At 67.5% G+C, this 15,197-nt stretch carries 12 protein-coding genes and 1 riboswitch; of the genes, 6 read left to right on the top strand and 6 right to left on the bottom strand.

Translation table 11 applies throughout. The annotated features are described in order from the left end of the window. Positions 1 to 4 precede the first annotated feature (4 nt). Complete coding sequence (locus A5712_RS15390; protein WP_068106739.1) at positions 5 to 1,348, top strand: aspartate aminotransferase family protein; 1,344 nt, start codon at positions 5 to 7, stop codon at positions 1,346 to 1,348. Here A5712_RS15390 and A5712_RS15385 read toward each other — a convergent pair. Beyond that, positions 1,323 to 1,574: a hypothetical protein gene (locus A5712_RS15385; protein ID WP_068106779.1), complete on the bottom strand. Its 252-nt coding sequence runs from the start codon at positions 1,572 to 1,574 to the stop codon at positions 1,323 to 1,325. The two genes, A5712_RS15390 and A5712_RS15385, sit on opposite strands and share 26 nt — an antisense overlap. Before the next feature lie 178 nt (positions 1,575 to 1,752). Here A5712_RS15385 and A5712_RS15380 point away from each other — a divergent pair, with 178 nt between their 5' ends. From A5712_RS15380 to nagA, 3 genes are read left to right on the top strand one after another with little or no spacing between them, the layout of a single operon-like run. Beyond that, a complete protein-coding gene (locus A5712_RS15380) occupies positions 1,753 to 2,994 on the top strand; it encodes a D-alanyl-D-alanine carboxypeptidase family protein (RefSeq protein WP_068106737.1) in 1,242 nt (413 codons plus the stop codon). Next, complete coding sequence (locus A5712_RS15375) at positions 2,991 to 4,334, top strand: sugar porter family MFS transporter (protein ID WP_068106734.1); 1,344 nt, start codon at positions 2,991 to 2,993, stop codon at positions 4,332 to 4,334. Before A5712_RS15380 ends, A5712_RS15375 begins: the two co-directional genes overlap by 4 nt. After that, the gene (nagA, locus tag A5712_RS15370; protein WP_068106730.1) at positions 4,325 to 5,467 is read left to right on the top strand and encodes an N-acetylglucosamine-6-phosphate deacetylase; all 1,143 of its coding nucleotides are present in this window, start codon (positions 4,325 to 4,327) and stop codon (positions 5,465 to 5,467) included. The genes A5712_RS15375 and nagA overlap by 10 nt, the downstream gene beginning before the upstream one ends. On the opposite strand, the gene A5712_RS15365 is transcribed toward nagA, so the two are convergent. The 3 genes from A5712_RS15365 to trpS all read right to left on the bottom strand — a co-directional run bounded on the left by A5712_RS15365 (position 5,464) and on the right by trpS (position 9,093). Further along, a complete protein-coding gene (locus tag A5712_RS15365; protein ID WP_068106727.1) occupies positions 5,464 to 6,948 on the bottom strand; it encodes an NAD(P)/FAD-dependent oxidoreductase in 1,485 nt (494 codons plus the stop codon). The two genes, nagA and A5712_RS15365, sit on opposite strands and share 4 nt — an antisense overlap. 76 nt (positions 6,949 to 7,024) lie before the next feature. Then, a complete protein-coding gene (yhjD, locus tag A5712_RS15360) occupies positions 7,025 to 8,065 on the bottom strand; it encodes an inner membrane protein YhjD (protein ID WP_068106724.1) in 1,041 nt (346 codons plus the stop codon). Between the two features lie 8 nt (positions 8,066 to 8,073). Further along, the gene (trpS, locus tag A5712_RS15355) at positions 8,074 to 9,093 is read right to left on the bottom strand and encodes a tryptophan--tRNA ligase (RefSeq protein ID WP_068106721.1); all 1,020 of its coding nucleotides are present in this window, start codon (positions 9,091 to 9,093) and stop codon (positions 8,074 to 8,076) included. A 143-nt stretch (positions 9,094 to 9,236) separates the two neighbouring features. Between trpS and A5712_RS15350 the strand changes: the two genes are divergently transcribed. Beyond that, positions 9,237 to 10,034, top strand: coding sequence for an alpha/beta fold hydrolase (locus A5712_RS15350; protein ID WP_068106777.1), 798 nt, complete (start codon positions 9,237 to 9,239; stop codon positions 10,032 to 10,034). Here A5712_RS15350 and A5712_RS15345 read toward each other — a convergent pair. Together A5712_RS15345 and A5712_RS15340 are read right to left on the bottom strand one after the other, a co-directional pair. Continuing rightward, on the bottom strand, positions 10,023 to 11,252 hold the full coding sequence (locus tag A5712_RS15345) for an NADP-dependent isocitrate dehydrogenase (protein WP_068106717.1): 1,230 nt from the start codon (positions 11,250 to 11,252) through the stop codon (positions 10,023 to 10,025). The two genes, A5712_RS15350 and A5712_RS15345, sit on opposite strands and share 12 nt — an antisense overlap. A 28-nt stretch (positions 11,253 to 11,280) precedes the next feature. Next, on the bottom strand, positions 11,281 to 13,527 hold the full coding sequence (locus A5712_RS15340) for an NADP-dependent isocitrate dehydrogenase (protein ID WP_068106715.1): 2,247 nt from the start codon (positions 13,525 to 13,527) through the stop codon (positions 11,281 to 11,283). Between the two features lie 148 nt (positions 13,528 to 13,675). Continuing rightward, positions 13,676 to 13,793: riboswitch (SAM riboswitch) on the top strand. Between the two features lie 154 nt (positions 13,794 to 13,947). Between A5712_RS15340 and A5712_RS15335 the strand changes: the two genes are divergently transcribed. Beyond that, a partial coding sequence (locus A5712_RS15335) for a bifunctional o-acetylhomoserine/o-acetylserine sulfhydrylase (protein WP_068106712.1) occupies positions 13,948 to 15,197 on the top strand: 1,250 nt, incomplete at its 3' end.

Raw genomic sequence — 15,197 nt, 5'->3', positions numbered from 1 at the left:
CGAGATGACTGACAACCTGTGGCTGCACTTCGCCCGGCACGGCCCCGGCATCGCGCCGCCGATCATCACCCGCGGCGAGGGCGTCAGGATCTTCGACGACCGCGGCAAGGGCTACCTTGACGCGCTGTCCGGGCTGTTCACGGTCCAGGTCGGTCACGGGCGCGCCGAACTCGCCGAGGTCGCCGCCCGCCAAGCGAGCACCCTGGCGTACTTCCCGCTGTGGGGCTACGCCACCCCGCCCGCGGTCGAGCTCGCCGAGCGCCTGGCCCACTACGCCCCGGGCGACCTGAACCGGATCTTCTTCACCACCGGCGGCACCGAGGCCGTCGAGACCGCCTGGAAGGTGGCCAAGCAGTACTTCAAGCTGACCGGCAAACCCGGTAAGCACAAGGTGATTTCGCGGGCGGTCGCCTACCACGGCACCACCCAGGGCGCGTTGGCGATCACCGGCCTGCCGAAGTACAAGGCGCCGTTCGAGCCGGTGACCCCGGGCGGCTTCCGGGTGCCCAACACGAACTTCTACCGCGCGCCCGAGCCGTTTGCCAACGACCCCAAGGCGTTCGGGCGCTGGGCCGCCGACCGGATCGCCGAGGCGATCGAGTTCGAGGGACCCCAGACCGTCGCCGCGGTGTTCCTGGAGCCGGTGCAGAACGCGGGCGGCTCGATCCCGCCTCCCCCAGGCTATTTCGAGCGGGTGCGCGAGATCTGCGACTCCTACGACGTGCTCCTGGTCTCCGACGAGGTGATCTGCGCCTTCGGCCGGATCGGGGCGATGTTCGCCTGTTCATCAGACATCGGAGACTTCGGCTACGTGCCCGACATGATCACCTGCGCCAAGGGGCTGACGTCGGGCTACTCGCCGCTGGGCGCGATGATCGCCAGCGAGCGGTTGTTCGAGCCGTTCAACGACGCCAAAACCATGTTCCCGCACGGCTATACGTTCGGCGGGCACCCGGTGTCGGCGGCGGTGGCGCTGGCCAACCTCGACATCTTCGAACGCGAGGGCCTCAACGAGCGCGTCAAACAGAACGCGCCCAGCTTCCGCGCCACCCTGGAGAAGCTCTACGACCTGCCCATCGTCGGCGACGTGCGCGGCGAGGGGTACTTCTACAGCGTCGAACTGGTCAAGGACAAGGCGACCAAGCAGACCTTCACCGACGACGAACGCGGGGCCCTGCTGCCCCGGGTGTCCGCGGCGCTGTTCGAGGCCGGGATGTACTGCCGCACCGACGACCGCGGCGACTCGGTGATTTTGCTGGCGCCGCCGTTGATCAGCGGCCAACCCGAGTTCGACACCATCGAGGCCACCCTGCGGGGTGTTCTCAGCGAGGAGTCGGGCCGGCTGTAGCGAGGACCCGCTTGACCTCGTAGGCGGCCAGCAGCACCTCGCGGGAATGGGCCGTGGTCGGGTCGCTGCCCAGCCGGGTCTGCGCGTTGCACAGCCAGGTCAGCGCGGACTTCAGGTCGGCGCCCTCCGCGCTGTCGCGATGCGACTTCAGCTCTTCCAGGATTCGCTCGTGCCCGGAACTGCGAACCTGGGTGCCCTTCTCGACCTGTTTGAGCAGCTGCTCCAGCGACCGCGGACCGTCGCCGTCGCGCCGCCATTTCGACCAAAACCCGTTGCTTTGAATGGTGTCAGCGTACTGGGCCGGCGCCGCACCCCGGCACGCGGGCGGCTTTGTAACATCCGCCCTATCAGTCACAGCGCGGCTCCCCGAAATTCGGTGCCGGATCGCCTAGTCTGCTCACACAATGAGCCTGTTACGTTCCGCGTCGTGCCTGGCAGCGGTGGTTTTCCTGACCGGCGGCTTGGCCGCCGCGCCGATCGCTGCGCCGCTCGCGTCCGCCGAACCGGCCCCGGGCCCCAACGCCGGTCCGCCGAACTGCCCGTATCAGGTGAACACGCCGCCCGCGGTGGACTCCTCGGAGGTCCCGGCCGCCGGTGACCCGCCGATCCCGCTGGCGGTGCCCCCCAAGCCGGTCGGCGGCGAGGCGCTGGGCGGTTGCGGCGTCGTCGCGGCCCCCGGGACGCCGCCGCTGCCGGGCGACGTGTCGGCCGACGCCTGGCTGGTGGCGGACCTGGACAGCGGCGCCGTCATCGCCGCGAAGGACCCGCACGCCCGGCACCGCCCCGCCAGCATCATCAAGGTGCTGGTCGCCATGGCGTCCATCAACGCGCTGCCGCTCAACAAGTCCGTGGAGGGCACCGCCGACGACGCGGCCGCCGAGGGCACCAAGGTCGGCGTGACCGAGGGCGGCGTGTTCACCGTCAACCAGTTGCTGCACGGCCTGTTGATGCACTCCGGCAACGACGCGGCGCACGCGCTGGCGGTGCAGCTGGGCGGGATGCAGCAGGCGCTGGAGAAGATCAACGTGCTGGCCGCCAAGCTCGGCGGCCGCGACACCCGGGTGGCGACCCCGTCGGGGCTGGACGGCCCCGGCATGAGCACGTCGGCCTACGACATCGGCCTGTTCTACCGCTACGCCTGGCAGAACCCCACCTTCGCCGACATCGTCGCGACCCGGACCTTCAACTTCCCCGGCCACGGCGACCATCCTGGCTACGAGCTGGAAAACGACAACCAGCTGCTCTACAAGTACCCGGGCGCGCTGGGCGGCAAGACCGGCTACACCGACGACGCCGGGCAGACGTTCGTGGGCGCGGCCAACCACGACGGGCGGCGGCTGGTGGCGGTGCTGCTGCACGGGACCCGGCAGCCGATCGCGCCGTGGGAGCAGGCGGCGCACCTGCTGGATTACGGGTTTTCCACGCCGCAGGGCACCCAGGTCGGCACGCTGATCGAACCCGACCCGTCGCTGATGCCGGCCCGGCACGACGGCGCCGCCGACCGACCAGGCGCCCAGGCCGCCCCGCTGATGCCGGCGGCGGACGCGCTGCCGGTGCGGGTGGGTGTCGCCGCGATCGGCACCGTCATCGTGTTTAGTTTGATCATGGTCGCACGCTCAATGAACCGCCGACCGCAGCACCGTTGAGATCACGGCGGGGGCTGCCGCTCGGACTCACCGCCGCCAGCGTCGGCGTCATCTACGGCTATGACCTGTCGATCATCGCCGGCGCGCAGCTGTTCGTCACCGACGACTTCGGGCTCACCACCCGGCAGCAGGAGCTGCTGACGACGATGGTGGTGATCGGCCAGATCGTCGGCGCGCTCGGCGCCGGTGTGCTCGCCAACGCGATCGGCCGCAAGAAATCGGTGGTGGCGATCCTCGTCGCCTACGCGGCGTTCGCGCTTGTTGGTGCGTTCTCGGTCTCGCTGCCGATGCTGTTGGCGGCGCGCTTCCTGCTGGGCCTGACGATCGGCGTGACGGTGGTAGTGGTGCCGGTGTACGTGGCGGAGTCGGCCCCGGCCGCGGTGCGGGGCTCGCTGTTGACGGCGTATCAGCTTGCGATCGTCAGCGGACTCGTCGTCGGCTACCTGACGGGTTACCTGCTGGCCGGCGCGCACGCCTGGCGGTGGATGCTGGGACTGGCCGCCCTGCCCGCAATGCTGCTGCTGCCCTTGCTGATTCGGATGCCCGACACGGCCCGCTGGTATGTGCTCAAGGGCAGGGTCGACGACGCCCGCGCCGCGCTGCTGCGCGCGGAGCCGACCGCGAACACCGATGAAGAGCTGGCCGAGATAGCAACCGCCTTGAGCGAAGGCAGTGGCGGCTTTTCCGAGATGCTGCGACCGCCGTATCGGCGGGCGACGGTCTTCGTGGTCACGCTCGGCTTCCTGATTCAGATCACCGGCATCAACGCGATCATTTACTACAGCCCACGGATATTCGAGGCGATGGGCTTCACCGGCAATTTCGCGCTGCTGGCCCTGCCGGCGCTCGTGCAGATCGCCGGGCTGGCGGCGGTCGGCACGTCGCTGCTGCTGGTCGACCGGGTGGGCCGGCGCCCAATCCTGTTGTGCGGCATAGCCATGATGATCGCGGCCGACCTCGTCCTGATGGCCGTTTTCGCCCAGGGCCGCCTGGGCGGCGCCGGCCTGGTCTTCGGGTTCGCCGGCATCCTGCTGTTCATCTTCGGCTACACCGCGGGTTTCGGTTCGCTGGGCTGGGTGTACGCCAGCGAGAGCTTCCCGACGCGGCTGCGCTCCATCGGTTCCAGCACCATGCTCACCTCCAACCTGGTGGGCAACGCGATCATCGCCGCCATATTCCTGACGCTGTTGCATTCGCTGGGCGGCGCGGGGACTTTCGCGGTTTTCGTGGTCCTCACGCTGATCGCCTTCGGCTTCGTCTACCGCTATGCCCCGGAAACCAAGGGGCGCCAGCTCGAGGACATCAGGCACTTCTGGGAGAACGGCGGTCGATGGGACTGATCTCGGCGGGGACGATGGTTCTCGACGGGCAGGTCTGCCGGCCGGGATGGCTCGAGACGTCCGACGGTCGGATCCGGGCGTGCGGCACGGGCCCACCGCCCGGGCCGGCCGACCGCGACTTCCCGGATTCCGTTGTGGTGCCGGGCTTTGTCGACATGCACGTGCACGGCGGGGGCGGCGCCTCCTACACCGAGGCCTCCATCGCGCCCGACGCCATCGACGCGGCCGCGCACTTTCACAGGCGGCACGGCACCACCACCACGCTCGCCAGCCTGGTCACCGCCGCGCCGGCCGAGCTGATCGCCGGCGTCCGCGCGCTCGCCGCGGCCGCCCAACGGGGCACCATCGCGGGCATCCACCTGGAGGGGCCGTGGCTGAGCCCGGCCCGGTGCGGGGCGCACGACCCCACCCGGATGCGCCACCCGGACGCGAGAGAGATCGACGCCGTGCTCGCCGCCGGCGGCGGCGCCGTCCGGATCGTCACGCTGGCGCCGGAACTGCCGGGAGCCGACGACGCGATCCGGCGGTTCCTGGACGCGAATGTGGTTGTGGCCGTGGGCCATACCGACGCGACCTACGAGCAGACCCAACGGGCCATCGCCGCGGGCGCCACGGTCGGCACCCACCTGTTCAACGCGATGCCGCCGCTGCACCACCGCGAACCGGGGCCCGCCCTCGCGCTGCTGCGCGACCCGGGGGTGACCGTCGAGCTCATCGCCGACGGCGTGCACGTGCACCCCGAGGTGGCGCGCGCCGTCGTCGCGGCCGCGGGGCCCGACCGCGTCGCGCTGGTCACCGACGCGCTGGCCGCGGCCGGCTGCGCCGACGGTACGTTTCGGCTCGGCGCGGTGCCGGTCGACGTCGTGTCCGGCGTCGCGCGGGTGCACGGGACGTCGACGATCGCCGGCAGCACCGCCACCATGGATCGGCTCTTCCGCGACGCGGCGGCCTCGGACGCGGGAGACGCGGGGCTGGTCGCCGCGGTGGCGATGACGGCGACGACGCCGGCGCGCGCGCTGGGGCTCGAGCGGGTAGGCGTCCTGCGGGCCGGTTACGACGCGAATCTGGTTGTGCTGGACGGCGCCTGTCAGGTGAGCGCCGTCATGGTGCGCGGCGAATGGCTGGCGGGTTAGCGGATCGCGTAGTCACTCAACGGGAAGCTTGACGCTTCCTCGACCGCGTTTTCCGTCGGCGTCGGCCGCAGCAGACTCGCTTCGCCGCTGCTGTTGAAGTAGTACGACCGCGAGGTGGCGCAGTTGCCGGCGTAGAAAATCGTGTCGTCGAGGAGCTCGGTCATCTGGTCCAGGAAGCGGGTGTTCGCTTCCTCGGTCACCTCGAACTCGGTCGCGCCCACCCGCTGCAGCTCACCGAAAAGCCGGTCCATGTGCCGCATCTGGTATTCCACGTTGTTGAAGACCGAGAGGCCGCAGAACCCGTACGGACTGGCCAGGCTCAGGTAGTTCGGGAAGTACGGGACGGACATTCCCTGATAGGCCTGGAACCTGTTCTCGCGCCACCACTTTCCGAGGTTTCGGCCCTGCCGGCCGATCATCTCGATCGCCGGGAAGTTGGCGTCCCACAAATCGAAACCGGTGGCGAGCACCAGGGTGTCGATCACGGTCTTGCGCCCGTCGGCGGTGACGATGCCGTCGGGTTCGATCCGCTCGATGCTGTTGGTCTCCAAGTGCACGTGCGGTTCGGTGAAGGTGCGGTAGTAGCTGTTGGACCACGTGGGCCGCTTACAGCCAAAGTCGTAGTCGGGCGTCAGCTTGCGGCGCAGCTCCTTGTCCCGTATCGAGACGAACCGGCTGATCTTGGCCAGGTCCGCGGCGACGATGGTCAGCCGTCGGAATGTGCGGAAATGCAGCACGCCCGTCACGATCATGATTTCGAAGAAGAAGTCGGTCAGATGCCGAACGAGCCGCTGCACCTTCGGCGCCCGGGCGAACACCCGCTGCAGCCACGCGGGAATCGCGAAGTCGATCTTGGGAACCACATGGATCGCCGTCCGCTGATACACGGTAAGGTCGGCGACTTTGCCGGCCAGCACGGGGATCAACTGCACCGCCGTCGCCCCGGTTCCGATGATTGCCGCGCGGCGACCCTCGAGGTCGTAGTCGTCGTCCCAGGCTGTGGTGTGGATGACCTTGCCGGCGAAACTCTCGATGCCGGGAATGTCCGGGGTACGCGGCTGCGATAGGAACCCGGTCGCGGTGATAAGGAAACGCGCCGTCAGCGTTTCGCCGCCCGCCAACTCCACCCGCCACCGGTGCGCGTCCTCGTCCCAGCGCGCGCCTTCGACGACCGTGTTGAACCGCATATAGCGGCGCACGTCGTATTTGTCGGCGACGTGCTCGGCGTATCGCTTCAATTCGGGGCCGGGGGCGAACAGGCGGGACCAATACGGGTTGGGTTCAAACCAGTACGAGTAGGTGGTGGACGCGATGTCGACGGCAAGGCCCGGGTACCGGTTGACATGCCACGTGCCACCGAGGTCGTCCTCGCGGTCGAGGATGACGATGTCCTGGTAGCCGAGCCGATTGAGCTGGATCGCCGCGCCGATGCCGCTGAAGCCCGCACCAACGATGACGAACTCGAATTCGCCCGTACTCATGGGACAGGTAGCTCCTTGTGTGACGCAGGTCACCGCGCGCTGCGCAGCTGCTCGCGTACCGAGTGTAAAGCAGGAGTCATTTTCCCTGCGTGAGCAGCCGGCGGGCCAGCCGGGAGAACGCCAGCGCCCCGGCGGCTCCCAGGCCCACCGCGGTCAGCGTCTGACGCGTGGACAGCCCCTCGTCCAGCTGCACCCGCGGGGCGATGATCGCGGGCGGCGGGGGGTCCACGTGCTTGGCCCGCGGGTCGTCGGACGCGGTGGCGGCCCACGCGGCGGCGAACAGCACCAGGTACGCGGTGACGTAGGCGAACACCATGAGGCCCAGCACCGGGCCGAAGGCGACCCCGGCGGGGCTGCGCAGCACCGCCCGCAGATACAGCGACGCCACCTGCTTGAACGCCTCGAAGCCGATCGCCGCCAGCAGGCCGGCCCGCATCGAGGCGACCGGGTCGACCTTCTCGCGCGGCAGCCGGGCGATCATCCAGGCGAACAGCAGCCACGACACGAACAACGAGATCACGATCGAGAACAGCCGGAACAGCCAGTCGAACACCGAAAACTGCGGTATGCCAAGCCATCTCAGCACCGCGCCCATCGGCGCCTCGTGCCCGAGCGTACTGAGCGCCACGGTGGCCAGCGCCACGGTGAACGTCCCCACCATCGCCAGCAGGTCGGAGAGTTTGTTGCGCAGGAACCCCGGCGACTCGATGCGCTTGTCCCACCACATCTCGGTCACCGCGGCCCGCAGGTGCGATATCCAGCCCACGCCCGCCCAGGCGGCGGTGGCCAGCCCGATCAGGCCGACCGAGGTTCGCGCGTCGATCGCCGAATTCATCAGGTCGACCAGCTGTTGCGAGAGCGCGCCGGTCACCGCGGACCGGATGTGGTCGTCGATCGTGCCCAGCAGCTGCGGCCGGCGCGACAGCAGGAACCCGAACGCCGCGAAACCCACCATCAGCAAGGGGAATAACGCGAAGATCGTGTAGTAGGTGAGGCCGGCCGCGTAGAACCCACCGTTGCGCTCATCGAAACGCTGATAGGCGCGCATGACGTGGTCGAGCCATCGAAACCGGGCACGCAGCCGATCCAGGATGCCTGGCTTGGCCGGCTCGCTCATGCGTGACCCTATTCCCGTACCGGAAGGAACCCCAACCGATCGTAAACCCGCCGAACGGTTTTCCCGGCGACCTCCTCGGCGCGCTGCGCCCCGGCCGCCAGCACCGACTCCAATTCGGCACGGTCGGCCATCAATTCGTCGACGCGCGCCTTGATCGGGCTGACGAATTCGACCACGGCCTCGGCGGTGTCCTTCTTCAGGTCGCCGTAGCCGCGCCCGGCGTAGCCCTCGACGAGCTTGTCGATGCCGACCCCACTGACCGCCGACTGGATTGTCAGCAGGTTCGAAACGCCCGCCTTGGCCTCGGTGTCGTAACGGATCTCGCGCTCACTGTCGGTCACCGCGGAGCGAATCTTCTTGGCCGACAACGCCGGGTCGTCGAGCAGGTTGATCAGCCCGGCATCGGTGGCCGCCGATTTGCTCATCTTCGACGTCGGGTCGGCCAGGTCGTAGATCTTGGCGGTCACCTTGGGGATGAGCACGTCGGGGACGACGAAGGTGTCCGGGAAGCGGCTGTTGAACCGCTGCGCGACGTCGCGCGCCAGCTCGAGGTGCTGGCGCTGGTCCTCGCCCACCGGCACCAGGTCGCTGTCGTAGGCCAGCACGTCGGCCGCCTGCAGCACCGGGTAGGTGAACAGGCCCACCGTGGTCGAGTCGCTGCCCTGGCGGGTGGACTTGTCCTTGAACTGCGTCATTCGCGACGCCTGGCCGAAGCCGGTGAAGCAGCCCAGCACCCACGCCAGCTGGGTGTGCGCGGGCACGTGGCTCTGCACGAACACCGTGCTGCGCTCGGGGTCGATGCCCAGCGCCAGGTACTGCGCGGCGGTGACCAGGGTCCGGCGTCGCAGCGCCTCGGGATCCTGCGGGATGGTGATGGCGTGCAGGTCGACGACGCAGAAGAACGCGTCATGGTCGTCTTGCAGCGCCACCCACTGGGTGATCGCGCCCAGCGCGTTACCGAGGTGAAGCGAATCGGAGGTGGGCTGCACGCCGGAGAAAAGCCGGCTGGATCCGGTAGCGGTGGTCATGATTCCCCGATCTTTTCACGCGCGGACCGGCCGTTGTTTGCAGTACCGGCGGTACCGCCATTACTGTCGGTTGGATGGGGAGCAACGTGGGGAGCCGTCCGCCGATCCATCTCAGTCCTCGAGAAGGCTCCGGAGAACCGATCCTGCTGCTGCACCCGTTCCTGCTGTCGCAGGCGGTGTGGGAGGACGTGGCGCGCCAACTGGCCGACACCGGCCGCTACGAGGTCTTCGCTCCGACGATGGCCGGCCACAACGGCGGCCCGAAGGCCGGGACCTGGTTCTTGTCGTCCGAGGTGCTCGCCGACCACGTCGAGCAGCAGATGGACGAGCTGGGCTGGAAGACCGCCCACATCGTGGGCAACTCGCTGGGCGGCTGGGTCGCCTTCGAGCTGGAGCGCCGCGGCCGGGCGCGCACCGTCACCGGCATCGCCCCGGCCGGCGGTTGGACGCGCTGGACCCCGGCGAAGTTCGAGGTGATCGCCAAGTTCGTTCTGGGCATCCCCCTGTTGGTGGCGGCCTGGGCGTTCGGGCCAAAGGTGCTGCGCCTGCCGTTCAGCCGGCAACTGGCCACCTACGCAATCAGCGCCAAGCCCGACGGCGTCAGCGACGCTCAACTGCTCGGCTGCATCGACGACGTCGCGCACTGCCCGGCCTACTTCCAGCTGCTGGTAAAGGCGCTGTTGCTGCACGGCCTGCGGGAGGTCGCGCAGAACGCCGTCCCGGCCCATCTGGTGATCTGCGAGAAGGACCGGATCCTGCCGTCCCCCCGGTTCAGCCGGCATTTCACCGAACAGCTGCCCAAGGACAGTCACCAGGTCACGAAGCTCGACGGCGTGGGGCATATTCCGATGTTCGAGGCGCCCGAGCGCATCACTCGGGTGATCACCGAATTCATCGAGGAGCACTGCCCGGTCGCGGGCCGCGAGGAGTCAGCCGGCTAGGGCCTTTTCCAGGTTCTCGGCGATGGAGTTCAGGAACTCCTCGCTGTTCTGGTACTCCTGCTCGGGGCCGATGAGGATGGCGAGATCCTTGGTCATCTTGCCGTCCTCGACGGTGGCGATGACGACCTCTTCGAGCTTCTGGGCGAACTCGATCACCTCGGGGGTGTCGTCCAGCTTGCCGCGGTGCTGCAGGCCGCGGGTCCAGGCGAAGATCGAGGCGATCGGGTTGGTGGAGGTCGGTTTGCCGGCCTGATACTGCCGGAAGTGTCGGGTGACGGTGCCGTGCGCGGCCTCGGCCTCGACGGTCTTGCCGTCGGCCGTCATCAGCACAGACGTCATCAGCCCCAGCGAGCCGTAGCCCTGCGCGACGGTGTCCGACTGCACGTCGCCGTCGTAGTTCTTGCAGGCCCACACGTAGCCGCCCTCCCACTTGAGGCAGGCCGCCACCATGTCGTCGATGAGCCGGTGCTCGTAGGTCAGGCCCTCGGCTTCGAACTGCTCCTTGAATTCCTCGTCGTAGATGCGCTGGAACTCGTCTTTGAACATGCCGTCGTAGGCCTTGAGGATGGTGTTCTTGGTGGACAGGTACACCGGCCACTTGGCGTTCAGGCCGTAGGCGAACGAGGCGCGCGCGAAATCGCGGATGGAGTCCTTGAAGTTGTACATCCCCATCACGACGCCGCCGTCCTCGGGGATGGACACCACCTCGTGCACCATGGGCTCGCTGCCGTCGGCCGGCGTGAACGTCAGCGTGACGGTGCCGGGCTTGTCGACCTTGAAGTTGGTCGCGCGGTACTGGTCGCCAAAAGCGTGCCGGCCGATGACGATTGGCTTGGTCCAGCCCGGAACCAGGCGCGGCACATTGGAGATCACGATCGGCTCGCGGAAGATGGTGCCGCCCAAGATGTTCCGGATGGTTCCGTTGGGCGAGAGCCACATCTTCTTCAGGTTGAACTCGTGGACCCGCGCCTCGTCCGGCGTGATGGTCGCGCACTTGACGCCCACGCCGTGCTTCTTGATCGCGTAGGCCGCGTCGATCGTCACCTGGTCGTCGGTGCGGTCGCGGTGCTCCATGCCCAGGTCGTAGTACTCCAGGTTGATGTCGAGATGGGGCAGGATCAGCATGTCCTTGATGAGCTTCCAGATGACGCGGGTCATCTCGTCGCCGTCGAGCTCGACCACCGGGCCTTTGACCTTGATCTTGGATTCGTCAGACATATCGAGCTCGACTTTCTTCTCGCGGCTCTCAGCCCTGGGAAGCTTGCGAAGCTGCCAGCGCTTCGTTGAACGTTTTGCTCGGCCGCATTACTGCAGTCGTCTTGTCCGGGTCCGGGCGATAGTAGCCGCCGATGTCGACCGGCTCGCCCTGCGCCTCCGCGAGTTCCGCCACGATCGCGTCTTCGTTTTTGCTCAACTCCTCGGCCAGCGCGGCGAAGTGCTCGCGCAACTCGTCGTCATCGGATTGCGCGGCGAGTTCCCCGGCCCAGTACAACGCGAGGTAGAACTGGCTGCCGCGGTTGTCGAGTTCGCCGGTCTTGCGTGACGGGCTCTTGTTGTTCTCCAGCAGCTTGCCGATCGCCGCGTCCAGCGTCTTGCCGAGCAGCTTGGCGCGCGGGTTGTCGGTCTTGATGCCGATGTCCTCGAAACACGCTCCCAGAGCGAGGAACTCGCCGAGGGAATCCCAGCGCAGATGATTTTCCTCGACCAGCTGGTGGACGTGCTTCGGCGCCGAACCGCCCGCCCCGGTTTCGTACATTCCGCCGCCGGACATCAGCGGCACGATGGACAGCATCTTGGCGCTGGTGCCGAGCTCCAGGATCGGGAACAGGTCGGTGAGGTAGTCGCGCAAGATGTTCCCGGTCGCGGCGATGGTGTCCTGCCCGCGTATCGCGCGCTCGATCGTGTAGCGCATGGCCCACACCTGCGGCATGATCTGGATTTCCAGGCCCTCGGTGTCGTGCTCCTTGAGGTACTTCTTGACCTTGTTGCGCAGCTCGACCTCGTGCGGCCGCTCGGTGTCCAGCCAGAACACCACCGTCATACCCGAGTTCCGCGCCCGGGTGACCGCCAGCTTGACCCAGTCGCGGATCGCTTCGTCGGTAACGATCGGCATCCGCCAGATGTCGCCTTCTTCCACGTTCTGGGTCAGCAGGACTTCCCCGGTGTCGAGGTCGACGATGTCGGCGACGCCGTCTTCGGGGATCTCGAATGTCTTGTCGTGCGAGCCGTATTCCTCGGCCTGCTGCGCCATCAGGCCGACGTTGGGGACAGTGCCCATGGTCGTCGGGTCGAACTGCCCGTGGGTTTTACAGAAGTTGATGATCTCCTGGTAGATGCGCGAGAAGGTCGACTCCGGGTTGACGGCCTTGGTGTCCTTCTGTCGCCCGTCGGCGCCCCACATCTTGCCGCCGGCGCGGATCATCGCCGGCATCGACGCATCGACGATCACGTCGCTGGGCGAATGAAAGTTGGTGATGCCCTTGGCCGAATCGACCATCGCCAGCTCGGGGCGGTGTTCGTGGCAGGCGTGCAGGTCGCGGATGATCTCCTCGTGCTGCGTCGCGGGCAGCGATTCGATCTTGTCGTAGAGGTCGACCAGCCCGTTGTTGACGTTGACGCCCAGCTCGTCGAACAACTCCTGGTGCTTGGCGAACGCCTCCTTGTAATAGACCTTCACGGCGTGGCCGAAGACGATCGGGTGGGAGACCTTCATCATGGTCGCCTTGACGTGCAGCGAGAACATCACGCCGGTCTCGTAGGCGTCCTGCATCTGTTCCTCGTAGAACTCGACCAGGGCCTTCTTGCTCATGAACATGGAATCGATGACGTCGCCGTCGCGCAGCTCGACCTTCGGCTTGAGCTCGAGGGTCTCCCCACCCTTGGTCCGCAGCACCATCTTCACGTTGCGCGCCCGGTCCAGCGTCATCGACTTCTCACCGTGGTAGAAGTCGCCGTGTCGCATGGTGGCGACGTGGGTGCGCGAGGCCGGCGACCACTCCCCCATGCTGTGCGGGTGCCGGCGCGCGTACTCCTTGACGGCCTTGGGCGCGCGCCGGTCCGAGTTGCCTTGCCGCAGAACCGGGTTCACCGCGCTGCCGAGGCACTTGCCGTACCGGGCGCGAATGTCCTTGTCCTCGTCGGTTTTCGGGCTCTGCGGAAAGTCCGGGATCTGGTAGCCCTTGCCCTGCAGCTCCTTGACGGCGGCGATCAGTTGGGGCACCGAGGCGCTGACGTTCGGCAGCTTGATGATGTTGGTGTCGGGCCGCTGCGTCAGCTCGCCGAGCTCCGCCAGGTCGTCGGGCACCCGCTGCTCTTCGGTCAGGTAGTCGCCGAACTCGGCGAGGATCCGAGCGGCCACGGAGATGTCACTGGTCTTGATCTTGATGCCCGCCGGCTCGGCGAAGGCTCGCACGATCGGCAGGAATGCGTAGGTCGCCAGCAGCGGCGCCTCGTCGGTCAGCGTGTAGATGACGGTCGGCTGTTCGGCGCACACGGTCCATCTCCCGGCATCATTGGATCGGTTCTCAGCGTTCTGGTTGCCACGTTATCAAGGGTGTTTGGACAGGTGTCGACCCGCAGGCGGGCCGGTCTGTTGGCTCTCTGTTGGCATGGGCGAGCCGCTATGAGATAGGCTTCACGTCGGTCATGAGCGCCAGCGCTAAGCCCCGGCTTGCTGGCCGGCAACCCTCCAACCGCGGTGGGGTGCCCCGGGTGAAAGACCAGGTCTAGTAGCCACAGGCTGCGCGGCAAGCGCGGGTCCGCCATACCGGACCCCTGACTAGAGGGGAAACGTGATGCGCATTCAGCAAGCTCATTCGCATGGCTTTGTCTGCGGCTTTGTCTGCCGTCGGTAATTCGAATGCGCACTTCCCGATACCCGAATTCATGCCCTTCTGAGAAGAAAGCACCGCACGTGAGCTCTGAAAACAACGAAACCAGCCCCGAGGCAGATCCCACCGCGCACTGGTCGTTCGAGACCAAACAGGTCCACGCCGGCCAGAGTCCCGACCCCGCGACCAACGCCCGCGCCCTGCCGATCTACCAGACCACTTCCTACGTCTTCAACGACACCACGCACGCCGCCGCGCTGTTCGGGCTCGAGGTCCCGGGCAACATCTACACCCGGATCGGCAACCCGACCACCGATGTCGTCGAGCAACGCATCGCCGCGCTCGAGGGCGGGGTGGCCGCGCTGTTCCTGTCCTCCGGCCAGGCGGCTGAGACATTCGCCATATTGAACCTCGCGAGTGCTGGAGATCACATCGTGTCCAGCCCGCGACTCTACGGCGGCACCTACAACCTGTTCCACTATTCGCTGCCGAAGCTCGGCATCGAGGTCAGCTTCGTCGACGATCCCGACGACCTCGATTCGTGGCAGGCCGCGGTGCGCCCGAACACCAAGGCGTTCTTCGGTGAGACCATCTCCAACCCGCAGATCGACATCCTCGACACGCCCGGGGTTTCCGGGGTCGCCCACGCCAACGGCGTGCCGCTGATCGTCGACAACACCATCGCGACGCCCTACCTGATCCAGCCGTTCACCCAAGGCGCCGACATCGTGGTGCACTCGGCCACCAAGTACCTGGGCGGGCACGGTGCCGCGATCGCCGGCGTGATCGTCGACGGCGGCACCTTCGACTGGACGCAGGGCCGCTTCCCCGGATTCACCACGCCCGACCCCAGCTATCACGGCGTGGTGTTCGCCGAGCTGGGGCCGCCGGCGTACGCGCTCAAGGCCCGCGTGCAGCTGCTGCGCGACCTCGGGTCGGCCGCCGCGCCGTTCAACGCGTTCCTGGTGGCGCAGGGCCTGGAGACGCTGAGCCTGCGCGTCGAGCGGCACGTCGCCAACGCGCAGCGGGTCGCCGAGTTCTTGGAGGCCCATGACGGCGTCGTGTCCGTCAACTACGCGGGGCTGCCCAGCTCGCCCTGGTACGAGCGCGGAAAGAAGCTGGCGCCCAAGGGAACCGGGGCCGTGCTGGCGTTCGAGCTGGCCGGCGGCGTCGAGGCCGGCAAGGCGTTCGTGAACGCGCTGCAGCTGCACAGCCACGTCGCGAACATCGGCGATGTGCGCTCGCTGGTGATCCACCCGGCCTCGACCACCCACGCCCAGCTGAGCCCCGAGGAGCAGCTGTCCACCGGCGTCAGCCCCGGTCTGGTGCGGCT

This window comes from Mycobacterium sp. E2327, from assembly GCF_001672675.1.
Classification (GTDB): domain Bacteria; phylum Actinomycetota; class Actinomycetes; order Mycobacteriales; family Mycobacteriaceae; genus Mycobacterium.
Note: the sequence above shows the minus strand (reverse complement) of the source record. Positions and strands in the feature narration are given on the sequence as shown.

Coding starts and splice junctions, on each gene's coding strand:
- A5712_RS15345 (WP_068106717.1), bottom strand. CDS start 11,252: ATGTCTGACGAATCCAAGATCAAGGTCAAAGGCCCGGTGGTCGAGCTC.
- A5712_RS15390 (WP_068106739.1), top strand. CDS start 5: ATGACTGACAACCTGTGGCTGCACTTCGCCCGGCACGGCCCCGGCATC.
- trpS (WP_068106721.1), bottom strand. CDS start 9,093: ATGACCACCGCTACCGGATCCAGCCGGCTTTTCTCCGGCGTGCAGCCC.
- A5712_RS15380 (WP_068106737.1), top strand. CDS start 1,753: ATGAGCCTGTTACGTTCCGCGTCGTGCCTGGCAGCGGTGGTTTTCCTG.
- nagA (WP_068106730.1), top strand. CDS start 4,325: ATGGGACTGATCTCGGCGGGGACGATGGTTCTCGACGGGCAGGTCTGC.
- yhjD (WP_068106724.1), bottom strand. CDS start 8,065: ATGAGCGAGCCGGCCAAGCCAGGCATCCTGGATCGGCTGCGTGCCCGG.
- A5712_RS15365 (WP_068106727.1), bottom strand. CDS start 6,948: ATGAGTACGGGCGAATTCGAGTTCGTCATCGTTGGTGCGGGCTTCAGC.